Genomic DNA, 23371 nt, shown 5'->3' with positions numbered 1-23371 from the left:
ACCATGTGGCGTGTCCCGGCTCGGGAAGTAGAGCCAATTCGGGGAAGGTGGACTGATCTTCATGGCGCAGTGGACCTCCGCGGTGGGAGCGCCCCAGCTCGCCCGGCTCCTCCGGTCGCAGGATCCGCGGGCCGCCGAACTCACCGCCAACGGGCGGAAGTTGCCCGCCTACCGCGGCCTGGCCGACGGCGTCCGCCTGCTCGTCCTCGAAGGCCGGGTACCGGTCGCCGCCCGCCTGCCCGCCGAGCGGGAGCTCGCCGCCGCGGTCGGCGTCAGCCGCACCACCGTCGCCGCCGCCTACGAGGCGCTGCGCGCCGAGGGCTTCCTGGAGTCCCGCCGCGGCTCGGGCAGCTGGACCGCCGTCCCGGCCGGCAACCCGCTGCCCACCCGCGGCCTGGAACCGCTCCCGCCGGAGGCCGCCGGCTCGATGATCGACCTCGGCTGCGCCGCCCTCCCGGCCCCCGAGCCCTGGCTCACCCGCGCCGTCCAGGGCGCCATGGCCGACCTGCCGCTGTACGCGCACACCCACGGCGACTACCCGGCCGGCCTGCCCGTCCTGCGGCAGGCCCTCGCCGACCGCTACACCGCCCGCGGCATACCGACCATGCCCGAGCAGATCATGGTCACCACGGGCGCGATGGGCGCGGTCGCCGCCATCTGCCGGCTCTGTACGAGCCCCGGCGAACGGGTCGCGGTGGACTCGCCCTCGTACGCCAACATCCTCCAGCTGATGCGGGACGCCGGCGCCCGGCTCGTCCCGGTCGGGCTCGGCGAGCGGCTGGCCGGCTGGGACATCCCGGTCTGGCGCCAGGTGATGCGGGACGCCGCGCCCCGGATGGCGTATGTCGTCGCCGACTTCCACAACCCCACCGGCACGCTCGCCACCGAGGACCAGCGCCGCCGCCTGGTGGACGCCGCCCGCTCGGCCGGCACGCTGCTGGTGGTGGACGAGACGATGACCGAGATCGTGCTCGACGCGGACACCGAACTGCCCCGCCCGGTCTGCGCGTTCGACCCCGCGGGCAGCGCGGTGATCACGGTCGGCTCGGCCAGCAAGGCGTTCTGGGCCGGGATGCGGATCGGCTGGGTCCGGGCCGCGCCCGACATCATCCGCAGCCTGGTCGCCGCCCGCGCCTACTCCGACCTCGGCTCGCCCGTCCTGGAACAGCTCGCCATCGCCTCGCTGCTGGAGAGCGGCGGCTGGGAGGAGGCGGTGGGGATCCGCCGCGAGCAGGCCCGGGAGAACCGCGACGCGATCGTCGAGGCGCTCCAACGGCACCTGCCCGACTGGGAGTTCAGCGTGCCGCGCGGCGGTCTGACCCTCTGGGTGCGCACCGGCGGGCTCTCCGGCTCGCGGATCGCCGAGGCGGGGGAGCGGCTCGGGGTGCGCGTGCCCTCGGGGCCGCGCTTCGGCGTGGACGGGGCCTTCGAGGGCTTCGTCCGGCTGCCGTTCACGGTCAGCGGCGCGGTCGCCGACGAGGCCGTGGTCCGGCTGGCGCACGCCGCGCAGCTGGTGGCCACCGGCGTCGCACCGGCGGAGGCCGGCGCTCCGCACGCGTTCGTGGCCTGAGGGCGCGGCGGCCGGGACCGGACGGCGAAGGTCTCAGGAGGCGGGCGGGCCGTCCGCCGCCTGCTTCGCCAGGGAGACCGGCTGCCGGGCCGCGTCCGCCGGCCCGTCCGAGTCCGCCCGCTCCGCCGCGTCGCCCGCCTCTGCCGCATCGCCCGGCGCGCCCGCGCCGTCCTGCCCCGCCCTCTCTCCCCGCGCCGCGTCGTCCCCCGGGACGGTCCGTTCCGGCAGCAGGGCCAGTACGGCCTTCCGGTGGGCGGCGCCGGTGGCCTCGTCGTACGGGTCCGGGGTCGCCGGCACCTGGAGGCGGAGCACCGGGCCGGTGCCGAGCCGGGCGTAGCCGCGCCCCGGGGGGACCTGGGGGAGCGGGGTGGTGGGCGGCGGCGCCCCGAGCACCGCGCGGATCTCCTCGGCGGTGGCCGCGCCCAGCACCACCCGGGCCCTGGTGTGCGCCCGCACCGGGTCGCTCAGCAGCTCGGCGGTCTCGAACTGGTCGGCCACCGCCACCGTCACCTGCGCCGCCCGGCCGTGCCGCAGCGGCACCTGGAGCAGCCGCTGGGGATCGTCCCGGCCCTCCACCGCCGCCAGGTGCGAGAGCGCGGTGAGCCGGTCCGCGAGGATCCACAGCGGCCGCCGGGCCTCCGCCGGCGCGGGCCGCCCGGCCTGCTGCGCCCGGTTCGCCGCGACCAGCCGCCGCTCGGTCTCGTGCGCCGCCCACTCCAGCGCCGCCAGCGCCCCCGCCAGCCCGCTCTCCACGGCCAGCACACCGCGCCGCCCGGCCAGGCACCCGAACTCGCCGGTGCCGCCGCCGTCGATCACCACCACCTCGCCGTGCCGCAGCGCCTGGAGCGCGAGCGAGCGCAGCAGCGTCGTGGCGCCCGCGCCCGGCTGCCCCAGCGCCAGCAGATGCGGTTCGGTGGACCGCCGGCCGGTGCGCCACACCACCGGCGGCACGTCCCGGGTCCCGCCCTCCTCGCGCGCCACCGGCAGGGTCCGCTGGACGGCGTCGGGGTCGGTGAAGCCGAGCACCGTCTCGCCCGGCGCGGTCACGAACCGCTGCGCGGCGATGTCCGCCGGCAGCGGCCCGAGCACCGCCATCTCCAGCCGGCCGGCCTCCTCGTCCCAGACGAAGCGGTACTCCCGGCCGCGCCCGGACTTCGCGGCCAGCAGCTGCTCGACGCGGGCCCGGGCGCCGTCCTCGCCGTCCGGGAAGTACGCCGGGTACGCCAGGCTCAGCCGCGTGAGCCGCCCGTCGCCGTCGAAGGCGTGGTCCCCGAACGCCCGCTGCCAGTCGCCGTCGTGGGCGTACAGCGGGGCGGGGTCGGCCTCGGCGGAGAAGTGCGGGACCAGCGCCTCGTAGAGCGTCCGCAGCCGTCCGGTCTCCGCCTCGTCCGGGCCGGTCGCGGGCGGCGCCGGCCGGTCCCGGCCCGTCCAGGCCGCCGCGGCCAGCACCGCGGCCCCCGCCAGCAGCGGACCGTACGGGACGAGGGCCACGGCGAGCACCCCGGCGGCGGCCAGGAAGCCCAGCGGCCCGCGCCGCTCCTTGGGGGTGGCGGCCCAGCGTCCCCGCCCGGCCACCGCCAGCCGGCGCAGGCCCCGGCTGATGGTGATCAGCGGGTGGAGCACATCGGTCGCGCCATCGGCCGCGGTCCGCGCCAGTTCGCGGCCGCGCGCGATGGGCGCGCTGCTGGTCAGGGCATTGCCGGTGAGGATGCGGGGCAGGGGGCGCCGGGCCACGGCGTGCCTCCAGGGGGTCGTACGGGCGGCGGGCCGGCTCGTGGGCGGCGAGCCGGGGCGGGGATGCCTGGGGCGGCAGCTAGAGCTTGATCCCGCCCAGCAGGCTGGCCAGGCTGGCGCCGCCCGCCTTGATGCTGGGCGCGATGGCCGAGCCCGCGAGGTAGAACCCGAAGAGCGCGCACACCAGCGCGTGGGACAACTTGAGGCCGTCCTTGCGGAAGAAGAGGAAGACGATGACACCGAGCAGGACGACGCCGGAAATGGACAGAATCATGAGGGTTCTCTCCTGGGTGTGGGGACGGTCACCGTGAGTTCTTCCAGCCTCACCTGCGGTATCAAGCCATGAAAAGCCGCAAACGGCGTATTTATCGTGGAAATCGCCCAAATGGGCCAGTGGTGTCCGGTGCCCGCCCGGCCCGCCGCCGGCCGCACCCGCCCCGACCGGCACAATCATGGGGTGTCACACTCCAGGAAGCCGCCGCGCGCCACCGGGCGGCGCACCCGCCGGAACCCCGCCGCCCCGCCCGCCGTCACCGAGACCTCCCCGTGCCCGTGCGGCCGCGAGGCGACCTACGGGGAGTGCTGCGCCCCCTTCCACCAGGGCCGCGCCGCCGCCCCGACGCCCGAGCGGCTGATGCGCTCCCGCTACAGCGCCTTCGCGGTGGGCGACACCGCCTACCTGCTCCGCAGCTGGCACTCCACCACCCGCCCGCCGGCCCTCGACCTCGACCCGGCGGTGCGCTGGACGGGCCTGGCGATCCTCTCCACGTCCGGCGGCAGCGCCTTCCACGGCGAGGGCACCGTCGCCTTCCGCGCCCACTACACCGCGCACGGCCGCACCGGCAGCCAGGAGGAGCACAGCCGCTTCGTCCGTGAGGACGGCCGGTGGGTCTACCTGGACGCGCTGCCCGACGCGTAGCCGGGCCGCCCGCCCGGCGGGGCCGTCAGGGCCGGTCGTCGGGGCCGGGCGCGTCCGGGCCCAGGCCGAGCCGGCCGCGCAGCTGGTCCAGTTCGCGGCGGTCGCGCTTGGTGGGGCGGCCCGCGCCGCGGTCCCGTACGGCGATGACCGGGATCTGCTCGCGCGGCGGCACCGGCGGGCTGTTGTCGACGTAGCACTCCACGGCGACCGGGGCGCCCACCCGCTTGCGGAGCAGCCGCGCCACCACCACGACGCGCTCCCGGCCGGCCTGCCGCAGCCGCACCTCGTCACCGGCCCGCAGCGCGTGCGCCGGCTTCACCCGCTCCCCGTTGACCCGGACGTGCCCGGCCCGGCAGGCCGCCGCGGCCGCCGAACGCGTCTTGGTGAGCCGCACCGACCAGATCCAGCTGTCGACCCGGGCGGTGGTCATCCCCTCGTCGGAACCCATGCCGCGACTGTATGCGACCACGGGGGCCCGGCGGGAGCGCGGCAGCCCCCGGGAGTGCGGGAACCGGGCGGCCGGGCCTACGAGGCGGTGGACTTGCCGGAGCGCTTGGCGCGGGTCTGCTTCTTGGCGGCGGCCTTGCCGGACGAGGACGAGGACGAGCCCCGGGACGACGAGGAAGCCGAGGACGCCGAGGACGACGACGCGCGCTTGGCGGTCTTCTTCCCGGCCGCGCCCGCCCCGGCCTTCGCCGCTGCGCCGGACCCGCCCCCGGACCCGCCCTTCGCCGCCGACTTCCCCGCGGCCTTGGGGGCGGCCTTGCGCGCCCCGCTCCCGCCCCGCCCCCGTATCGGCGTCACCGAGCCCGCCGCGTCCTCGCCCGCCGCCCGCTCGCCGCCGCGGGCCGCCCGCAGGCTCTTCTCCAGGGCGGCCGTCAGGTCGATGACCTGGGCACCGGTGTCGGCCGGGGCGGCGGGCGCGAGCGGGGCGCCGCCCTCCCGTTTGGCCGCGACCAGCTCCTCCACCGCCTCGCGGTAGTCGTCGTGCAGTTCGGCCGGGTCCAGTTCGCCGAGCGAGTCCATCAGGGTCTCGGCCAGCGTCATCTCGTTCTCGCGGACCTTGACGTCCTCCGGCGCGAGCCCCTCCGGGGAGCGGATCTGGTCCGGCCACAGCAGCGCGTGCATCACCAGCGCCCCGTCGTGCGCCCGCAGCATCGCCAGGCTCTCCCGGCCGCGCATCGCCACCTTGCCGATCGCCACCTTCTCGTGGTGCTCCAGCGCCTCCCGCAGCAGGGTGTACGGGCGGACCGCGGACGCCCCGTTGGGGCCGAGGTAGTACGCCTTGTCCAACTGGAGCGGGTCGATCTCGGAGGGGTCCACGAAGGAGAGGATCGCCAGCGTCTTGGCGGTCGGCATCGGCAGCCGGGAGAGGTCCTCGTCGGTGATCGGCACGATGGTGTCGTCGCCGGGCGGCTGATAGCCCTTGCCGACCTCCTCGTTGGGGACCTCCTCGCCGTCCAGCTCGCAGACCTTGCGGTAGTGGATCGGCGCGCCGTCCTTCTCGTGGACGCGGACGAAGGAGACCGACGAGGTGCGGTCGGTGGCGCTGTAGGTCTTCACGGGGATGGTGACCAGGCCAAACGATATGGACCCATTCCAGATAGATCGCATAGTTCGCCCCTTGTGTGGGATTCTCAATGGTATGCCGCCGATCACCGTCGTGGAGGGGCGGCGCCTCTCCCTGACCAACCTCGACAAGGTCCTGTATCCCGCGACCGGCACCACCAAGGGTGAGGTCCTGCACTACTGCACCACCACCGCGGACCTCCTCCTCCCGCACCTCCAGGACCGGCCGGTGTCCTTCCTGCGCTACCCCGACGGGCCGGACGGCCAGCGGTTCTTCACCAAGAACGTCCCGCCGGGCACGCCCTCCTGGGTGAAGAGCTGCGAGGTCCCCCATTCGAGGTCCGGACCGGTCCGGCAGATCGTCCTCCAGGACCTCGCGTCCCTGGTCTGGGCCGCCAACCTCGTCGTCGAACTGCACACCCCGCAGTGGACCTGCGGCGCGCCGGGCGTGGCCGACCGCCTGGTCTTCGACCTCGACCCGGGCGAGCCCGCCACCATCGTGGAGTGCTGCGCCGCCGCCCGGTGGCTGCGCGACCGGCTGGCCGCCGACGGCCTGGACGCCTACGCCAAGACCAGCGGCTCCAAGGGCCTGCACCTCGTCGTCGCCGTCGAGCCCACCCCGTCCGACCGGACCACCGCCTACGCCCGGACGCTGGCCGTGGAGGCCGGGGCGGCGCTGGGGGACCTCGTCACGCACAAGATGACCCGGTCGCTGCGGCCCGGCAAGGTCTTCATCGACTTCTCGCAGAACGCCGCCGCCAAGACCACCGCGGTCGCCTACACCCTGCGGGCCCGCCCCGAACCGACCGTCTCCACCCCGGTCACCTGGGAGGAGGTCGCCGGCTGCACCGCGCCGGACCAACTCTCCTTCCGCTTCGAGGAGATCGCCGCCCGCCGCGAGCGCTACGGCGATCTGCACGCCCCGCTGCTGAGCCCGGCCGGGGCCGCGCCGGTGCCGAAGGCCGGCCGCCGGATCGCCTGATCCGGATGATCCATTAGATTGACCGGATGACGGAGGGGACCCCTGAGCACGACACCATGCGGCTGCGCGTGGACCACGACACCCTGGCCCTGCGCCTGCCGGACGGGCCGGAAACCGGCGAGCCCGGGGCGGCCGCCGGACCGCCGGCCGGCGGGGGACTGCGGCGCTCGTCGCTGCTGATGGCGGCCGGCACGGTGGTCTCCCGCGCCACCGGCCTGATCCGCCAGGTGCTCCAGGCCGCGGCGCTGGGCACCGCGCTGCTGGCGAGCACGTACAACACCGCCAACGTCGTCCCGATGAGCATCTACACCCTGCTCATCGGCGGCGCGCTCAACTCCGTGCTGGTGCCGCAGCTCGTCCGCGCCCGCGCCGAGCAGCCGGACGGCGGCCGGGCGTACGAGCAGCGGCTGGTGACGCTGGTGCTGAGCGTGCTGGCGGTGGGCACGCTGCTCGCGGTGTGGGCGGCGCCGGGCATCGTCGCGGTCTACACGCCCGACACCCCCGGCAACCACGCCGCCTTCGAGCTGACCGTGGTCTTCGCCCGCTTCCTGCTGCCGCAGATCTTCTTCTACGGGCTCTACTTCATCCTCGGCCAAGTGCTCAACGCGCGCGGGAAGTTCGGCGCGATGATGTGGACGCCGGTGCTCAACAACATCGTCCTGATCGCGATGTTCGGGCTCTACCTCGGGCTGCTGGCCGGCGCCGACCGCGTCGAGGACATCACCCCCGGCCAGATCGGCCTGCTGGGCCTGGCCACCACCGGCGGGATCGCCCTCCAGGGCCTGGCCCTGATCCCGTTCGTCCGCGCCTGCGGCTTCCGCTTCCGGCCGCGCTTCGACTGGCGCGGCAGCGGACTGCGCAAGAGCGTCGCGGCCGCCCGCTGGACGCTGCTGTTCGTGCTCGCCAACCTCGCCGCGATGACCGTCGTCACCCACTACGCCAACGCCGCGGACCAGGAACTCCCCACCGCCGGCGCCGGCTACACCGCCTACAGCTACGCCCAGACCATCTGGAACCTCCCGCAGTCGATCGTCACCGTCTCCCTCGTCACCGCGCTGCTGCCGCGGATGAGCCGCGCGGTCACCGAGCACCGCCTCGATGATCTGCGCGCGGACCTCTCCCGCGGGCTGCGGGTCAGCGGCGTGGTGATCGTCCCGGCCGCCTTCTTCTTCCTGGTCTTCGGCCCGCAGCTGGCCCAGCTGATGTTCGCGCACGGCGCGGCCGACGCCGTCTCGGTCCGGCCGGCCGGGCAGATGCTCCAGGCGTTCGGCCTCGGCCTGATCCCGTTCTCCGCCCAGTACCTGCTGCTGCGCGGCTTCTACGCCTTCGAGGACACCCGGACGCCGTTCTGGATGGCGGTGTGGATCGCCGGCACCAACATCGCGCTGGCCACCGCCTGCCACCTGTGGCTGCCGGCCCGCTGGGCGGTCACCGGGATGGCCGCCGCCTACAGCCTGGCGTACGGGCTGGGGCTGCTGCTGACCGCGCGGCTGCTGCGCCGCCGGCTGGCCGGCCGGCTCGACGGGCGCCGGCTGTGCCGTACGTACGGGAAGCTGGCGGCGGCCGCGGCGGCGGCCGGTGGGCTGGGGCTGCTGGTGGCGCGGGCCTGCGCCGGGGTGGCGGTGCCGCCCGGCTGGACGGCGGCGCTGACCCTGGCCGCCGGCGGGGCGACGATGGCGGCGGCGTTCGTCCTGGTGGCGAAGGCGCTGCGGATCGGGGAACTGCGGAGCCTGCCGGGGCTGAGGTGAGCCCAACCCGCCGGTGGTGCAAGGGCATTGGGCACCTCGGCGGGATCCGCCTTCCTGACGGGGCGCCACACCGGCGGCGGGCGGCCGGAACCGTATGGAGTAGGCCAACCGGCGCGCGGCCCCCGGCGTTCTTAGCGTGGCCACATGTCCAGAGCGAGTTGGTCCCCCGTCAGAGCCCTGACCGCCGCCGCCGTGTGCACCGCGAGCCTGCTGGCCCTGTGCGGCCCGGCGGCCGCCGACGGCCCGAACGGCGTCGACGACCTGCGCGGCGCGCCACCGGCCCGTACCGAGGATCTGCTGGACGAGCCCGGCGTGCAGTTCCTGCCCCGGCCGGGCGTGCCCGAGCCGCCCCGGGTGTCGGCGCTGTCCTGGATCGTCACCGACCTCGGCACCCACCGGGTGCTGGCGGCCAAGGACGCCCACCGGCCGCTGCCGCCGGCCAGCACCCTCAAGACGCTCTTCGCGCTCGCCGTGCTGCCGAAGTTCTCCCAGGGCGCGGTGCACACCGTCTCCGCCGCCGACCTGGCCGGTATCGAGGCCGGCAGCGCGCTGGCCGGCATCAAGGAAGACATGCCCTACCGCGTCGCGGACCTGTGGCACGGCGTCTTCCTCAGCTCCGGCAGCGACGCGGTGCACGCCCTGGCCGCCATGAACGGCGGCTGGGGCAAGACCATCGACGACATGCAGGCCACCGCCGAGCGGCTGGGCGCCCGCGACACCACCGTCGAGTCCGCCGACGGCTTCGACACGCCCGGCCAGGTCTCGTCCGCCTACGACCTGTCCCTCTTCGGCCAGGCCGGGCTGACCAACCGGGACTTCGCCCGGCTCGCCGCGACCCGCACGGCCCGCTTCCCCGAGGACGCCGGCCCGGACGCGTACGGCATCCAGAACACCAACCGGCTGCTGGTCGGCTCGCACGGGGTGACCCCCTACGACGGGCTGATCGGGGTGAAGAACGGCTACACCAGCCACGCCGGGAACACCCTGATCGCCGCCGCCCGGCGCGGCGGCCGGACCCTGCTGGTGACGGTGATGAACCCGCAGTCGGGCGCCGGGAACGCGGTCTACGAGGAGGCCCGGGCGCTGCTGGACTGGGGCTTCGCCGCCGCGCCCCGGGCCGCGGCGGTCGGTGTGCTGCCCGCCCCGGCGCCCCACGGCCGGCCCGGCACCGGCACCGGCCCGGCCGCCCGGCAGGCGGTCACCGCGCTGCACCCGGCGGCCGCCGACCGCCCCGCCGGCCGGACCGGCGATCTGATCGTGTGGTCCTCGGCCGCCGCCGGGGTGGTGGCGCTGGCCGGGCTGGGCGCCGGACTGTGGTGGCGCCGCCGGCGGCCGGCCGCCCAGGAGGACGGCGGCGGCCCGGCCTCCTGACGGTCCCGCCGGCCCCGCCCACCTCTCGTACATCCGTCCGATCGATCCCGGATACGGAGGACGCGATATGGCCTTGCCCGGTGAAGCGTGACGCGTTTGCCACGGTTTGTGATGACTGGCGGGCCGGGTCGGTGTAGCGTCCTGATCAGCTGTCGTGGTTCCGAAGTGCCGGGCGCCCGTGCCGCGTTCACGGGCGTTCCTGCTGTCCGGTACGTCTCCGGACCAGGGCGATCACCTCCGGGTCCCGCGTGGTGCGGGAGCCGATTCGGGCCCATAGAGCGAAGGAGACGCATACATGGCTTCGGGCACGGTGAAGTGGTTCAACTCGGAAAAGGGCTTCGGCTTCATCGCGCAGGACGACGGCGGCGCCGACGTCTTCGCGCACTACTCCAACATCGACGCCACCGGCTACCGCGAGCTGCTGGAAGGCCAGAAGGTGACGTTCGAGGTGACGCAGGGCCACAAGGGCCCCCAGGCGGAGAAGATCCGGGTGACCCCGACCGCGTGACGCCCGCTCCGCCTTTCCGTACGACGGCGCCCGCCCCGCACAGCGCAGGGGCGGGCGCCGCCGCGTGCGGGCCGGGCTACGGGTTCCGGTCGTTGAGGATCTTCTGGAAGAGCCGGTGGTCCCGCCAGGCGCCGTTGATGTGCAGATACCGCTCCGCGGTGCCGTACGGGGTGAAGCCGCAGCCGGTCAGGACCCGCTGCGAGGCGGTGTTCTCCAGCAGCGTGCCGGCCTCCAGCCGGTGCAGGCCCAGCTCCTCGTCGGCCAGCGCGCAGACCGCCCGGAGCGCGGCCGAGGCGAGCCCGCGGCGCAGGTGGCCGACGTCGATCCAGTAGCCGACGCTCGCGCTGCGCAGCGGCCCGTAGGTGATCTGGGACAGCGTGATCGCGCCGGCCACCTCCGGCTCCCCGGACCCGCCGTCCACCTCGCCGGCCAGGACCCAGGGCATGGCCCGGCCGGCGTCCCGCTCGGCCACCGCGGCGCGGAGCCGGGCCTCCTGGCCGGCCGGGGTGTAGTAATCCGCCGCCCGCACCGGCTCGGTGGGGCGGAGGTGCTCCAGACTGCGCTGATAGGCCCGCGCGAACGCGGCCGCGTCCGCCACCTCGGCGGGACGCAGCACGATGCCGGGGACGAGCCGGACGGACGTGGTGATCATCCGTCCAGCCTAATCACCGGGCGTTCCGGTGTCCCCGGCCGTGCGCGGACTACTGCGGCGGCTGCGGCCGGTCCGGGCCCTGGTCGCCGCCGAGCTGCTCGCGGAGCTTGTCCTGCGCGGTGTCGACCTGGCCGCTGTACTTGCCCTGGGTCCGCTCGTCGACGTAGTCGCCGGCCTTGTCGATGCCCTTGCCCGCCTGGTCCTCATGGCCCTTGAGCATCTGCTTCAGCTTGTCCAACACAGACATGGGTGGTCCTCCTCGGCACGGGTTCCCCGCACCGCCAGGATCGCCCCCGGCCCGGCCGGGCGCATCAGGAGGAGCTGGGGATCGGCGCCTTCAGATGGTCGCTGATGAATTTGATGGAGCTGGTCTCCATGCCCTTCTCGTAGTCCCAGGCGTTGTGCCGGCCGCCGGGGATCATCTGCAGCGCGGTGTGGATCGGGCCCTTGCCGTACTTCTGGCGGAACCGGTTGACGGGATTGATGACCGCCGCGCCCTCCTTGCTGCCGGCCTGGAACGCGAGGTACACGTCCGGGCCGCCCTTCTTCAGCAGCTGCGCGGCGAGCTTCTCCGGATTGTTGGCGTCCTTCTCCTTCTGGTGGCCGGCCCACATCGGGGAATCCGGCACGATGTCCGGGCCGCTGGCGATCGCCGCCTTGAACTTCTCCGGGTACTTCAGCACGGCCTTCAGGCTCGCGAAGCCGCCCGAGGACGAGCCCATGAACGCCCAGCCGTCACGCGAGTCGAAGGTGCGGAAATTGGCCTTCACCAGATCGACCACGTCATCGGTCAGCCAGGTGCCCATCTTCGCCTGCCCGGGTATGTCGCTGCCGTCGTGGTAGCGGGTGTCCGGGTTGAGCATCGGCATCACCACGATGAACGGCAGGCTCTTGCCCTCCGACGTCCACTTCGTGAGATTCTCCTGGAGCTTGATGTCGCCGCCGACCCAGTAGTTGGTGACGCCGTCCTTGTCCTTCGGGCTGCCCAGGCCGCCCGGCAGGGCTATCAGCACCGGAAAACCGCTCTTGGCGTACTTCGGGTCCTGGTATTCCTTCGGGGCCCACACCCATACACTGCCGGTGACGTGGGATTTCGCGCCCGTCAGGGTCGTCCGGGCGATATGCGTGCCGTCGTCCAGCGTGCGGGTGATCCGGAACTCGCTCTTGGGTCCGGTGGGCATCCGGGTGTCCTTGTCGACCGGGGTGGCCGGGGACGACGGGTTGCCCGGGGCGCCCGCGTTGAAGTCGACCGGCTCGCCGTTCTCCGAGCAGCCGGTGAGCAGGGCGCAGGAGGCGAGGACGACGGCCGTGAGCGCGCGGGCGTAAGGGATTTTCAACGGTGACTCCGCTACTGGACGATCACAGACGAGTGACCGTGGACGATCAAAGTGCAAGTGCCCATAAAGAGGGAATTCCGCTGCCGGCGGTTCCGTGGTGCGCCCATCGGCCCGCTCGACGGGCAGCGGACCCCGGTCCGGCCGAGAATGCAGCGGTGACCGATGAACACCGCAGTGCGAAGGACGGCGCCTCCCGCGCCGGGCCCGGCGCCGAGGAGCGGCGGCGCGCCAGGAAGGCGCTGGCCGGCCGCGCGCGGGACGCGGCGGATCTGTCGTTGCTGATGGACATGCTGGGGCTGGACCCCAGCCGGGACCCGGGCCGGGACCCCGCGCCCGGCCCCGGCCCGCCGCGCGGCCGGGGCCGTCCCGCCGGGCGGGACCGGCGCCAGGCGGCCCGCCGCGACACCTGCCACGACGCCCGCACGCCGTCCGCCGACCCGGGGTGAGCCGGGCCCGGGCCCGTAAGAACCGGCTACGCCCCGCCCGGGCGCCCGGTCAGCCGGCCGGGGCCGGGTCCGCCGCCCGGCGCAGCCGCAGCGTCACGATCTGGAACGGCCGCAGTGCCAGCCGCACCGCCCGGCCGTCCCGCACCAGCTCGGGACCGTCGTCCACCGGGCGCTCCAGCAGATCGGTGGCGACCGCCCCGGCCAGCGGGAAGCCGGCGGTCACCGTGGCCCGGGCCCGGGCGCCGCGGGCCTCGTACAGCCGGACGACGACATCGCCGCCGCGGTCGTCGGCCAGCTTGACCGCGCTGACCACCACCGCGTCGTGGTCCACCGCGACCAGCGGCTCCACCGGCCCGGCCCCGGTCACCGCCCGCTCCGGCAGATTGATCCGGTAGCCCTCGCGCACCGCGTCCCCGAGCGTCGCGCCGGGCACCAGCGCGTACCGGAAGCGGTGGAGGCCCTGGTCGGTCGCCGGGTCCGGGAAGCGCGGCGCGCGCAGCAGGGAGAGCCGCACGGTCGTGGTGGTGCCCGGCGCGGTACCGTCCCGGCCGTCCCGCACGGTCCGGGTCACGTCGTGCCCGTACGTCGCGTCGTTGACCAGCGCCACGCCCCAGTCCGGCTCCCCGGCGTGCACGAAGCGGTGCGCGCACGCCTCGAATTTGGCCGCCTCCCAGCTGGTGTTGGTGTGGGTGGGCCGGTACAGGTGCCCGAACTGGGTCTCCGCCGCCCACCGCTCGGCGTGCAGATCCAGCGGGAAGGCGGCCTTGAGGAACTTCTCGGTCTCGTGCCAGTCCACCTCGGTGTCGATGTCCAGCCGCCGCTGCCCCCGGGCCAGCGTCAGCGTCTGCACCACCCGGGAGCGGCCGAAGCGGCGGACCACGCGGACCGAAGCGGCCCCGTCCGACGCCTCGGCGAGCGCGACCTCCTCCGCGCCGGTCAGATCGGTGACCACATCGCGGTAGAACGCATCCACGTCCCAGGCGTCCCACATGTTCGGGAAGTCCGGGTGGAGCTGGAGCAGATTGGCCGCCGCGCCCGGGGCGACGGCCTCCCGCCCGGCGGTCTCGTCGTACGCGGAGACGACCAGGCCCCGGCCGTCGATCTCCACCCGGAGCAGGCCGTTTTCGAGCACGAAGCCGCCGCCGGGGCGCGGACCGGCCGCCACGGGCGCGCCCGAGGTGACCGGCGCGCCCACGGCGCCCGCCGGCACCCCGCCGCGGGCGTGCGGCGCCGCGTTCGCCAGCAGCCGCCGCTCCCCGGGGCCGGCCAGCGCCGCCAGCGCCGCCGCGATCAGCTCCTCCAGCTCCGCGGCGACGGCGGCGTAGGTCCGCTCCGCCTCCCGGTGCACCCAGGCGATCGAGGACCCGGGCAGGATGTCGTGGAACTGGTGCAGCAGCACCGTCTTCCAGATCCGGTCCAGCGCCTCGTACGGATAGCGGAACCCGGTGGCGACCGCGGCCGCCGCCGACCACAGCTCGGCCTCCCGCAGCAGATGCTCGCCGCGGCGGTTGCCGCGCTTGGTGCGGGCCTGGCTGGTCAGCGTGCCCCGGTGCAGCTCCAGATACAGCTCGCCCACCCACACCGGGGCGCCCGGATACTCCGCCTCCGCCCGCGCGAAGAAGTCCGCCGGCTTCTCCCACGACACCACCGGCGAACCGTCCAGGTCCCGCAGCCGCCGCGCCCGGGCCACCATCTCGCGGGTGGTGCCCCCGCCGCCGTCGCCCCAGCCGGTCGGCGCCAGGGAGTGCCGGGCCGCGCCCTTCTCCCGGAAGTTCCTTGCCGCGTGGGCGAGTTCGGCGCCCGAGAGCTGGCAGTTGTAGGTGTCCACCGGCGGGAAGTGGGTGAAGATCCGGGTGCCGTCGATGCCCTCCCAGCGGAAGGTGTGGTGCGGGAAGGCGTTCACCCGGCTCCAGGAGATCTTCTGGGTCAGCAGCCACTTCGACCCCGCCGCCTTGATGATCTGCGGCAGCCCGGCGGCGAAGCCGAAGGTGTCCGGCAGCCACACCTCCTCGTTCTCGATCCCGAACTCCGCGAGGAAGAACCGCTTGCCGTGCACGAACTGCCGGGCCATCGCCTCCGACCCGGGCATGTTCGTATCCGCCTCCACCCACATCCCGCCCGCCGGGACGAACCGCCCCTCCGCCACCGCCCGCTTCACCTTCGCGTACACCTCGGGCCGGTGCTCCTTGATCCAGGCGTACTGCTGCGCCTGCGACATGGCGTAGACGAACTCCGGCTCGTCGGCCAGCAGCGCCGTCATGTTCGCCGTCGTCCGGGCCACCTTGCGGACCGTCTCGCGCAGCGGCCACAGCCACGCCGAGTCGATGTGCGCGTGCCCCACCGCGCTGATCCGGTGCGCGGACGCGGCCGCCGGCGCCGCCAGCGCCCCGGCCAGCTCCCGGCGGGCCGCCGCGGCCGTCCCGCCCACGTCCTGCAGATCCACCGCGTCCAGCGCCCGGCCCACCGCGCGCAGCACCTCCCAGCGCCGCGGGGCGTCCACCGGCAGCTCCGCCATCAGCTCGCCCAGCACCTCCAGGTCCTGCACCAGCTCCCACACCTCGGTGTCGAAGACCGCCAGATCCATCCGGGCCAGCCGGTACAGCGGCGCGTCGCCCGCCGTCTCCGGGTCGCCGAGCGGCGTCGGCCGGAACGGGTGGACGTCGAGGATGACCGGGTTGGACGCGGCCTCCAGATGCCATTCGACCCGCTCCCCGCCGCGCACCGGCGCCCCCACCCGCACCCACTGGTTGCGCGGGTTGAGGCCCTTCACCGGCGTACCGTCCGGCAGATACACCAGCGCCTCGCACTGGAACCCCGGCATCCGCTCGTCGAAGCCCAGGTCCAGCACCGCTTCCACGGTCCGCCCGGCCCACTCCTCCGGTACGGTCCCGCGGACCCGGAACCACGTCGTCCGCCAGGGCGCGCCCCAGGCATCGCCCACCGCCACCGGGGTGTGCGGCGCGGCCAGCCCCTCGGCCACCGGGTCGCTCCCCGGATTGCCGGACTCCGCCCGGGGCGCCACCCAGGCCGCCACCTCCAGCGGGACCGACTCCGCGTACACGGCGGGCCGGATGCGTTCGTTGAGGACCCGGGCGAGACGGGCTTCGACCAGTGCGCGATCGTCATGCATGGCGGACGGCTCCAGAAGTCGGGGGAAGGTGGGGGAGGGGTGCGGTCCTACGGGCCGGGGCCGCGGTCACCAGGGGCGCCGGACAGTGGCCGGGGCGGAGGCGGCGAACAGTTCGTCCACGGCCCGCACCTCCAGTACCGCGGCCGCCTCCCGGCCGGCCCGGCGCAGGCCCGCGGCGAAGAACGCGGTACCGCAGGTGCCGCCGAGGAAGTGCCGGGCGCCACCGGGCAGCCGGCGGTGCAGCGCGTAGTGGCGGACCGGGCCGGGCGCCGGCCGCCACACCAGCCGCAGCGCGGTGGCCCCGCCGCCGGTGGCGGCGCCGGTGACCGCCAGCCCGGTGGGCGCGGCCGGTGTCCCGGTGGCGCCGCGCACCGCCAGCGCGCCCAGCCGCCAGGCCACCGGCCGCCCGCCCCGCCCGGTCAGCCGCACACCCAGCGCCCGTACCGTTCCCGGGCCGAGCCCGTCCAGCCGCAGCGAGACGGTCCGCCAGCCGCCGGCCCGCACCGTCCCGGCCGGGAGGTACGCGTACGGCACCGGCGCGCCGGGCGCCGGGGCGTCCCGCAGGGCCACCGCGGCCTCCACCGCCACCGGCCCGGACCCCGGGTCGGCGCGGTGCACCAGCTCCAGAACGGTGCCGGGCGGGCACGGCAGCCGGACCGGAAACAGGTCGAGCACGGCGGGGAACGGCAGCGGGCCGCGGACCAGCAGCGAACTGCCGCCGTACCAGGCGTCGGCGAAGTCCAGCGCGATGTCCGGGCGCGGCGAGCGGGTGCGGACCGGCCAGCGGCGCGGCGGCAGCCGGTCCTGGAGGCCCAGGTGGTACCACGGCGTGCCGGAGGTGACCGCGCCGCGCTCGTACCAGCGCAGTCCGTGCCCGGTGTTGAAGGCGGTGGCGAACGGCAGCGCGGTGACCGTGGAGCGGTCGGCGACGAGCGCGGCGGGGGGCCGCCAGCCGCCACCGCCCGCGGCCGCCCGGACCGGGTCCGCCGCCCGGTCCGGGCCGGCTTCCGCCCCGCCCGTCCAGAAGCGGTCGTCCTCGGCGTGGAACTGCCCGGGCGTCCGCCCGGCGGGCAGGTGGTGCAGCGTCCACTCCGGCCGGTAGAAGCCGTACGACACCACATGGTCGCGGCCGGGCGGCGCGATCGCGTCCCAGTCCACCGCGGTGTCCCGGCCCGCCGCCTCGACATCGACCCCGGCCCACAGCGCGTAGCGGTCCCGGCCCAGGCGCGCGGCCCGCCGCCCGGAGTCGGCGAGCGTCCGGGCGGTCCACCGGAAGTCCAGGAAGACGGTGTCGGCGACCGGCCCCGCGGCGTCCTGGAAGAACTCCTCGTTCCGGTCGTTCAGCGCGCCCTGCCAGGCCACCCGGCCGTCCCGGTCCATCGCGTCGTACCACGTGACCCGCAGCCCGTGCCGCCGGGCGCCGGACCGCAGCGCCCGCAGGAAACCGCGCATCCGGGCGGCCAGCGCCGGATCGCCGCCGTCCGTCTCGGCGTTGACGAACCAGCCGTCGAAGCCGTACGCCCGGGCCACCGCCACCAGCTTCGCGGCCAGCGGGAAGCGCCCGGCGCCGTCCTCGCGCACCAGGTCGCGGGTCCAGCGCAGCTGCCCGCCGTACGCCGCCGGGGGCAGGAAGACCGTGCCCAGCACCGGGACGCCGTTGCGGTGCGCGGCGTCCACCACCGGGGCGGCGGGCGCCAGGATCAGCCCCTCGGCGGACGAACCGCCCCAGAACACCAGCTCGTCCAGATACGCCCAGTGGGTCGGCGCGTAGCGGTCGGCGGTGGCCTCCCCCTGGGACGGCAGGCCCGCGGTCGGCCCGAAGGAGACCAGCGCGCTGATCCGGGCCTGCCCGGCGCGGGCCGAGCGGTTCGCGGGCACCGGCGTGAACCGCGCGGCGAGCGGCACCGTCGCGGTGTTGAACGGCAGATCGCGGTCGGTCTCCGGCGTCCATGCCGCCAGACTGCGCCAGACCACCCCGTCCGGGGGCGTTCCCGCCGGCAGCGTGTCGGGGAACCAGTACGCGGCGTACGGCTGGAGCGGGGCCGCCGGATCCGCCGGGTCCGCGCCGGGGCGGGGCGCGGCGGAGGCCGCCGGGACGCCGAGCAGGGCGGCCGCCGCCCCCGCCCCGGCGGCCAGCACCCGGCGGCGGGCCGGCCGGCTCACCGCCGCCCCACCTCCTCGGGACGGCACACCTCGGTGATCCCCCGGGACGCCAAGTGATGTGCGTCCTCGGAGAGTTGGGCGAGGACGAGGGCGGGCCGGGCGCCCCGCGCGGCGAGCGCCGCCCAGGCGTCGAAGACCGGCCCGCCGGGCGCGCACACCGAGCGGCGCGGCGCCCCCTCGACGTCCCCGGCGTCCACCACCACCGCGGTGGTCCGGGCCGGCGGCCGGTGCGGACGGCCCCGCCACCGCGCCGCCAGCGCCGCGAACGCCCGCCCGACCGGCTTGACCGACCCGTCCTCGGCCAGCAGCCCGAGCCCGTACTCCAGCTCCGGGAAGTCGGCGAGCGACCGGGGGACGTCGTGCGAGCACCACCACGTGACGCCCCACACGTCCGGGCAGTCCAGCGCGTGGGTGACGGTCGCCGCGGTGAACGCCGCCGCCCGCTCCCCGGGGATGTGCGGGGCGGGCGCGCCCACCTCCTGGAGCCACACCGGCCGCCGCGGGTCCACCGCCCACGCCTTGGACAGCTCGATGAGGTAGGCGGCGTGCTGCTCGGTGGCGGCCCCGGCCGGGCCGTACCGCTGCGCGGTCCCGTTGAACACCCAGGAGTGCACCGCCGTCATCGCGCCCAGCCGCGCGGCGTGCGCCGGGGTGAACGGATGGCCGTCGCGGTACCACGCGGCGTCGTACGCGGCGTGCAGATGCGGCCGGCCGGGCGCGCCCCGCTCGCAGGCGGCCAGCATCCGCTCCAGCCAGGCCGCCGCCTGCGCGCCGGTGATCCGGTCCGGATCGGGGTGCGGGCCGTCCGCGAACTGGTTGATCTCGTTGCCCAGCGTCATCCCCAGGAAGGCCGGCCGGTCGGCCAGCGCCGCGGCCAGCGTCCGCAGGTACTCCTCCTGGCCGGAAAGCACCTCCGGGTCGGTGAAGAGGTTCCGCCGGTGCCAGGTCCGGGTCCAGGCCGGCAGGAAGTCGAAGCTCGACAGATGGCCCTGGAGGCCGTCCACCGCCACGTCCAGCCCGCGCTCGGCCGCCGCGTCCGCGAGGCGCACCAGCTGCTCGACGGCGCGCGGCCGGATCAGGGTGCGGTTGGGCTGGAACAGCGGCCACAGCGGGAAGACCCGTACGTGGTCCAGGCCCAGCCCCGCGATCGCGTCCAGGTCCGCGCACACCGCGTCCAGGTCGAAATCCAGCCAGTGATGGAACCACCCCTGGCTGGGCGTGTAGTTGACGCCGAAGCGGATCCGGCGGTCCTCGTTCGGTACGGGCACGGTGGGGTCCCTCCGGTGGGGTGCGGCCTCAGCCCTTCACGGCGCCCTCGCCGGCGCCGCGGAAGAAGGAGCGCTGGAGGCAGGCGAACAGCACGATCAGCGGCAGCACGGCGATCACCGACCCGGCCGCCACCAGCCGCTGGTTGTCGGCGAACGTGCCGTGCAGGTAGTTCAGCCCGACGGTCAGGGTGAACTTCGACTGGTCGCTCAGCACGATCAGCGGCCACAGGAAGTCGTCCCAGGCGCCCATGAACGCGAAGACCGCGACCACCGCCAGCGTCCCCCGGGCCGACGGCAGCGCGATCCGGGTGAACCGCTGCCAGGCGTTGGCGCCGTCCACGAACGCCGCCTCCTCGACCTCGGGCGGCAGCGCGGCGAAGGCGTTCCGCATCAGCAGGACGTTCAGCGCGCCGATACTGCCGGGCAGGACGACGCCCAGCAGCGTGTCGTTCAACTGGAACTGACGCATCGTCAGGAACTGGGCGACCAGGATGCTCTCGGCCGGCACCAGCAGCGCCGCCAGGAACACCAGCAGCGCGACCCGGCGGCCCCGGAACCGCAGCCGGGCCAGCGCGTAGCCGGCCAGCGCCGCGCCCGCGCAGTTGGTCAGCACACTCGCCGCGGCGACCCGCAGGGAGTTCAGCGCGAAGTCCCAGACCGGCACCACCTCGGCGACCGCGCCGTAGTTGGCGAGCGTCGGCCGCTGCGGCAGCAGGCTCGGCGGGAAGCGGTAGATGTCCTCGCCCGGCCCCTTCAGGGACGTCGACAGCTGCCACAGGAACGGCCCGATGGTCAGCGCCAGCACCCCGAGCAGCAGGACGTAGCGGACCACCAGCGGCCACCACCGGCGCCCCGCCCGGCCAGGCACCCGCGGCCCGCTCACCGGTCCGCCGTCCGGTCGGCGCGCAGCACCAGCAGCATCAGCCCCAGCGTCAGCACGAACACCACCACCGACAGCGCCGAGGCGTAACCCGTCCGGCCGCTCAGCCCCGTCCCGGCCTGCTGGACCAGCATCACCAGCGTGGTGTCCTCCCCGCCGGGCCCGCCGCCCGGCCCGGCCAGCAGATACACCTCGGAGAACACCCGGCAGGCGTTGACCGCCGCCAGCGCGGCGACCAGCACCATCGTCGGGCGCACCGCCGGCACCGTCACGGTCAGGAACCGCCGCACCGCACCGGCCCCGTCCACCGCGCACGCCTCGTGCAGCTCCCGCGGCACCCGCGCCAGCGCCGCCAGATAAACGATCATGTAGTAGCCGAGGCCCTTCCACACCGTCACCGCCATCGCGCTGCCCAGCAGCAGCCACGGATCGCTGAGGAACCCGGCCCGGCCCGAGCCCAGCGCCGACAGCACCGCGTTGACCAGCCCCCGGTCGTCCAGCAGCCACACCCAGATCAGCCCGGTCACCACGACCGAGGCGACCACCGGGGTGTAGAACGCGGCCCGGAAGAACGCGATCCCGGGCACCTGCCGCTGGACGAGGAGCGCCAGCAGCAGCGGCAGCACCACCAGCGGCGGCACCACCCCCGCCACGTACAGCAAGCTGTTGCGCAGCGCCGTCCAGAACACCGGATCGTGCACCAGCTCCCGGTAATTGGCGCCGCCGGTGAAACGCCCCGCGGTCAGCGTCCGGGCATCGGTGAACGACCGCGCCACCGTGCTCAGGAACGGATAGAGGGTGAATCCGCCGGTGATCAGCAGCCCCGGCGCCAGGAAAAGCCAGGGGCTCACCGGCAGCCGCGTACGGATTCCCCGGGCCGGCCGCCGCTCCGCCTCCGTACGCACCGGCTCAGCCGTTCCTCAGCAGGCGGTCGCACTCCGCCACCGCGGAATCCAGCGCCTCCTTCGGCGACTGCTTTCCCTGCAACGCCCGCGCCACCGCATTGCGCAGCGCCGTCTTCATCTGGTCGCTGAACACCACCGGTGTGTAATTCACCGCCGTCTTCAGCGATTTCGCCGCCGCCACCCGCACCCGCGTGGCATCCGTCCCGTCCTCCTTGGTGAAGTACGGATCGTCCAGCGCGCCCCGCGCACTGGGGAAGACCGTCACCTGCCGGGCGAACGCCATCTGGTGCTTCCGATCGGTGACGAAGTGCGCGAACGCCACCGCGGCCGGTTTCACCCCGCTCCGCGCGTTCACCATCAGGCCCTGCACATACATATTGGCCTTACCGGTGTTGCTGACCGCGTCGGTGATACCGATGTTCCGGTACAGCTCCGGCGCGTCCCGCCGGAAATTCTCCAGGTCCAGCGCGCTGCCCGGATTCATCGCCACCGACTGCTGCGCGAACTTCCGCCCCGCCGACTCGGCCACCGCGGTCAGCGCCTGGGAATCCAGCGCCCCGGCCGCGTACAGCTCGCGGTAACGCGTCACCAGCTCCACGCCCTTGGGCCCGTTGAACGTGAAACGCGTACCGGCCGCGTCCATCAGCGGGACGCCGTAGCGTCCGAAGTCCTCGACCGCCGGGGCGCCGGCCAGCATCGCGATCCGCCGGCGGCTGTTCCGCGCCATGGCCAGCGCGTCGGCGAACAACTGGTCGTAGGTGGCCGGCGGTTTCGCCGGATCGAGACCGGCCTTCCGGAACAGCTCCTTGTTGTAGAACATCGGGCCGGTGTTCAGATACCACGGGAAGCCGTAGACCCCGGGCAGTCCCGGCATCTGCTGGCTCCGCCACGCCCCGTCCAGGTATTCCCCGCGGTATTTCCCGGCCGCTTTCTCCAGGTCCAGCGCCAGCCCGGCCTTCGCCAGCGGATAGGCGAGATCCGGCGACACATTGACCACATCGGGCAGCGTCCCGGCGGCGGCGTCCGCGCTCAGCTTCTGCGCGTACCCCTCCGCCGGCTGATCGACCCACACCACTTCCGTGCCCGGATAGGTCTTCTCGAACTCCGTGATCAGACCGGTGAAATACTTCTGGAAACGCGCCTTGAGATTCCAGGTCTGGAACGTGACCTTGCCGGCCACCTTCCCCGACACATTCCCGGAATCCCCGCCGCCCGGCGCACCGCAGCCGGACAGCAGCAGCGCCCAGCCGGTCAGCAATGCTATGGCGGCGGGTGCCCGACGGACGGTACGACGCATGGCCGGCTCCTTGGCTGACGTGCTCGGACGTACTCGGACCGGAAGGTTTGTGGACCGTGAATCTGAGGGCGTACTCGGACGTACGCGGACGTGCTCGGACCGGGGAATGCGGGCGGAATCAACGGGGTCGTCACGGTGCGGCGATCCGGCGCGCTCACACCCCTTACCGGGCTGCCGGACCGCGCCGCGGCACGACGCTACTAATGCGCTTTAGCGGGTGTCAACACCCCGTATCCGCAAGGATTTTCCGCACGCACGGCACGGGCGCCCGACGGGGTTTGACAGGCCCGGCCGCGCTGCCCACACTGTCGGCACCCACGCCGTCCGGCCGGGGAGGAGCCCGCGATGACAGCGCCCGGTGAGGCCGCCCGCCGCAGGCCGGCGCGCCGCCCGACGATCAAGGACATCGCCCGCCGGGCCGGGGTCTCCGAGAGCGCGGTCTCCTTCGCCCTCAACGACCGCCCCGGCGTCTCGGCCGGCACCCGCGCCCGGATCCGCCGGGTCGCCGACGAACTGGGCTGGCAGGCCAACAGCGCCGCCCGCGCCCTCTCCGGCGAACGCGCCGGCTGCCTCGGCCTGGTCCTGGCCCGCCCCGCCCGCACCCTCGGCGTCGAATCGTTCTTCCTGCAACTCGTCTCCGGCATCCAGGAAGTGCTCTCCGCCCGCGGCACCGCCCTGCTGCTCCAGGTCGTGGAGGACCTCGCCGCCGAGTGCGCCCTCCACCGCCGCTGGTGGGCCGAGCGCCGGGTGGACGGCGTCCTCGTCGTCGACCCGCGCACCGACGACCCCCGGCCCGGCCTGCTCACCGCCCTCGGCCTGCCCGCCACCGTCATCGGCGCCCCGGCCGACCCGGCCGAACCTGCCGCCCCCGCCGACCTCGCCGATGCCGAAG

The 23371-nt window shown here is 74.7% G+C and carries 21 protein-coding genes; 8 read left to right on the top strand and 13 right to left on the bottom strand.

The genetic code is table 11. From position 1 onward, the window contains the following. The first annotated feature begins 61 nt into the window (after positions 1-61). A complete protein-coding gene (locus ADL22_RS19460; RefSeq protein ID WP_066980985.1) occupies positions 62-1570 on the top strand; it encodes a PLP-dependent aminotransferase family protein in 1509 nt (502 codons plus the stop codon). Positions 1571-1603: 33 nt separating this feature from the next. Here ADL22_RS19460 and ADL22_RS19455 read toward each other — a convergent pair whose 3' ends face one another. Further along, positions 1604-3304 (bottom strand): hypothetical protein, encoded by a 1701-nt coding sequence (locus ADL22_RS19455; protein WP_066980982.1) that lies wholly within the window; start codon positions 3302-3304, stop codon positions 1604-1606. 79 nt (positions 3305-3383) lie between these two features. After that, positions 3384-3578, bottom strand: coding sequence for a hypothetical protein (locus ADL22_RS19450; RefSeq protein WP_066980979.1), 195 nt, complete (start codon positions 3576-3578; stop codon positions 3384-3386). Positions 3579-3761: 183 nt separating this feature from the next. Here ADL22_RS19450 and ADL22_RS19445 point away from each other — a divergent pair, with 183 nt between their 5' ends. After that, complete coding sequence (locus ADL22_RS19445) at positions 3762-4223, top strand: YchJ family protein (RefSeq protein WP_066981063.1); 462 nt, start codon at positions 3762-3764, stop codon at positions 4221-4223. Positions 4224-4248: 25 nt separating this feature from the next. On the opposite strand, the gene ADL22_RS19440 is transcribed toward ADL22_RS19445, so the two are convergent. After that, positions 4249-4671, bottom strand: coding sequence for an RNA-binding S4 domain-containing protein (locus tag ADL22_RS19440; protein WP_066980976.1), 423 nt, complete (start codon positions 4669-4671; stop codon positions 4249-4251). 77 nt (positions 4672-4748) lie between these two features. Next, complete coding sequence (locus tag ADL22_RS19435; protein ID WP_066980973.1) at positions 4749-5837, bottom strand: Ku protein; 1089 nt, start codon at positions 5835-5837, stop codon at positions 4749-4751. A 31-nt stretch (positions 5838-5868) separates the two neighbouring features. Here ADL22_RS19435 and ligD point away from each other — a divergent pair, with 31 nt between their 5' ends. The 4 genes from ligD to ADL22_RS19415 all read left to right on the top strand — a co-directional run bounded on the left by ligD (position 5869) and on the right by ADL22_RS19415 (position 10401). Then, on the top strand, positions 5869-6774 hold the full coding sequence (ligD, locus tag ADL22_RS19430; RefSeq protein WP_066980970.1) for a non-homologous end-joining DNA ligase: 906 nt from the start codon (positions 5869-5871) through the stop codon (positions 6772-6774). Between the two features lie 26 nt (positions 6775-6800). Further along, complete coding sequence (murJ, locus tag ADL22_RS19425; protein WP_079064269.1) at positions 6801-8522, top strand: murein biosynthesis integral membrane protein MurJ; 1722 nt, start codon at positions 6801-6803, stop codon at positions 8520-8522. A gap of 144 nt (positions 8523-8666) precedes the next feature. Next, positions 8667-9893 (top strand): D-alanyl-D-alanine carboxypeptidase family protein, encoded by a 1227-nt coding sequence (locus ADL22_RS19420; RefSeq protein WP_079064268.1) that lies wholly within the window; start codon positions 8667-8669, stop codon positions 9891-9893. A 295-nt stretch (positions 9894-10188) separates the two neighbouring features. Next, positions 10189-10401, top strand: a complete 213-nt coding sequence (locus ADL22_RS19415) for a cold-shock protein (RefSeq protein ID WP_066980967.1) — start codon at positions 10189-10191, stop codon at positions 10399-10401. Positions 10402-10477: 76 nt separating this feature from the next. Here the strand turns inward: ADL22_RS19415 and ADL22_RS19410 are convergent, their stop codons facing one another. The 3 genes from ADL22_RS19410 to ADL22_RS19400 form a co-directional block, all read right to left on the bottom strand. Then, the gene (locus ADL22_RS19410; RefSeq protein WP_066980965.1) at positions 10478-11053 is read right to left on the bottom strand and encodes a GNAT family N-acetyltransferase; all 576 of its coding nucleotides are present in this window, start codon (positions 11051-11053) and stop codon (positions 10478-10480) included. A 49-nt stretch (positions 11054-11102) separates the two neighbouring features. Beyond that, entirely contained in the window at positions 11103-11300 is a 198-nt protein-coding gene (locus ADL22_RS19405) for an antitoxin (RefSeq protein ID WP_079064267.1), read from the bottom strand. Between the two features lie 64 nt (positions 11301-11364). Next, positions 11365-12390, bottom strand: a complete 1026-nt coding sequence (locus ADL22_RS19400) for an alpha/beta hydrolase (RefSeq protein ID WP_066980957.1) — start codon at positions 12388-12390, stop codon at positions 11365-11367. 155 nt (positions 12391-12545) lie between these two features. Here ADL22_RS19400 and ADL22_RS19395 point away from each other — a divergent pair, with 155 nt between their 5' ends. Continuing rightward, positions 12546-12836: a hypothetical protein gene (locus ADL22_RS19395; protein WP_066980954.1), complete on the top strand. Its 291-nt coding sequence runs from the start codon at positions 12546-12548 to the stop codon at positions 12834-12836. Between the two features lie 49 nt (positions 12837-12885). Here the strand turns inward: ADL22_RS19395 and ADL22_RS19390 are convergent, their stop codons facing one another. The 6 genes from ADL22_RS19390 to ADL22_RS19365 all read right to left on the bottom strand — a co-directional run bounded on the left by ADL22_RS19390 (position 12886) and on the right by ADL22_RS19365 (position 22479). Continuing rightward, positions 12886-15966, bottom strand: coding sequence for an alpha-mannosidase (locus tag ADL22_RS19390; RefSeq protein ID WP_066980951.1), 3081 nt, complete (start codon positions 15964-15966; stop codon positions 12886-12888). A gap of 66 nt (positions 15967-16032) precedes the next feature. Beyond that, entirely contained in the window at positions 16033-18129 is a 2097-nt protein-coding gene (locus ADL22_RS19385) for an endo-beta-N-acetylglucosaminidase (RefSeq protein WP_066980948.1), read from the bottom strand. Continuing rightward, a complete protein-coding gene (locus ADL22_RS19380) occupies positions 18126-19397 on the bottom strand; it encodes a glycoside hydrolase 5 family protein (RefSeq protein ID WP_199836333.1) in 1272 nt (423 codons plus the stop codon). The genes ADL22_RS19385 and ADL22_RS19380 overlap by 4 nt, the downstream gene beginning before the upstream one ends. A 28-nt stretch (positions 19398-19425) precedes the next feature. Further along, complete coding sequence (locus ADL22_RS19375) at positions 19426-20265, bottom strand: carbohydrate ABC transporter permease (RefSeq protein WP_234430772.1); 840 nt, start codon at positions 20263-20265, stop codon at positions 19426-19428. A gap of 11 nt (positions 20266-20276) precedes the next feature. Further along, complete coding sequence (locus ADL22_RS19370) at positions 20277-21182, bottom strand: carbohydrate ABC transporter permease (protein ID WP_066980942.1); 906 nt, start codon at positions 21180-21182, stop codon at positions 20277-20279. Between the two features lie 4 nt (positions 21183-21186). Continuing rightward, positions 21187-22479 (bottom strand): ABC transporter substrate-binding protein, encoded by a 1293-nt coding sequence (locus tag ADL22_RS19365; RefSeq protein ID WP_066980938.1) that lies wholly within the window; start codon positions 22477-22479, stop codon positions 21187-21189. 345 nt (positions 22480-22824) lie between these two features. Here ADL22_RS19365 and ADL22_RS19360 point away from each other — a divergent pair. Further along, positions 22825-23371: LacI family DNA-binding transcriptional regulator (locus ADL22_RS19360; RefSeq protein WP_159048688.1), on the top strand; the 547-nt coding region annotated here is incomplete at its 3' end.

The organism is Streptomyces sp. NRRL F-4489 (genome assembly GCF_001509485.1).
GTDB lineage: Bacteria > Actinomycetota > Actinomycetes > Streptomycetales > Streptomycetaceae > Streptomyces.
The sequence above is the reverse complement of the archived record's forward strand: the minus strand, read 5'-3'. Positions and strand labels throughout refer to the sequence as shown.

Excerpts from the sequence above, each read along its gene's own strand:
- ADL22_RS19460 (WP_066980985.1), top strand. The coding sequence starts at position 62 with ATGGCGCAGTGGACCTCCGCGGTGGGAGCGCCCCAGCTCGCCCGGCTC.
- ADL22_RS19440 (WP_066980976.1), bottom strand. The coding sequence starts at position 4,671 with ATGGGTTCCGACGAGGGGATGACCACCGCCCGGGTCGACAGCTGGATC.
- ADL22_RS19410 (WP_066980965.1), bottom strand. The coding sequence starts at position 11,053 with ATGATCACCACGTCCGTCCGGCTCGTCCCCGGCATCGTGCTGCGTCCC.
- murJ (WP_079064269.1), top strand. The coding sequence starts at position 6,801 with ATGACGGAGGGGACCCCTGAGCACGACACCATGCGGCTGCGCGTGGAC.
- ligD (WP_066980970.1), top strand. The coding sequence starts at position 5,869 with ATGCCGCCGATCACCGTCGTGGAGGGGCGGCGCCTCTCCCTGACCAAC.
- ADL22_RS19450 (WP_066980979.1), bottom strand. The coding sequence starts at position 3,578 with ATGATTCTGTCCATTTCCGGCGTCGTCCTGCTCGGTGTCATCGTCTTC.
- ADL22_RS19415 (WP_066980967.1), top strand. The coding sequence starts at position 10,189 with ATGGCTTCGGGCACGGTGAAGTGGTTCAACTCGGAAAAGGGCTTCGGC.
- ADL22_RS19435 (WP_066980973.1), bottom strand. The coding sequence starts at position 5,837 with ATGCGATCTATCTGGAATGGGTCCATATCGTTTGGCCTGGTCACCATC.
- ADL22_RS19420 (WP_079064268.1), top strand. The coding sequence starts at position 8,667 with ATGTCCAGAGCGAGTTGGTCCCCCGTCAGAGCCCTGACCGCCGCCGCC.
- ADL22_RS19365 (WP_066980938.1), bottom strand. The coding sequence starts at position 22,479 with ATGCGTCGTACCGTCCGTCGGGCACCCGCCGCCATAGCATTGCTGACC.
- ADL22_RS19405 (WP_079064267.1), bottom strand. The coding sequence starts at position 11,300 with ATGTCTGTGTTGGACAAGCTGAAGCAGATGCTCAAGGGCCATGAGGAC.
- ADL22_RS19390 (WP_066980951.1), bottom strand. The coding sequence starts at position 15,966 with ATGCATGACGATCGCGCACTGGTCGAAGCCCGTCTCGCCCGGGTCCTC.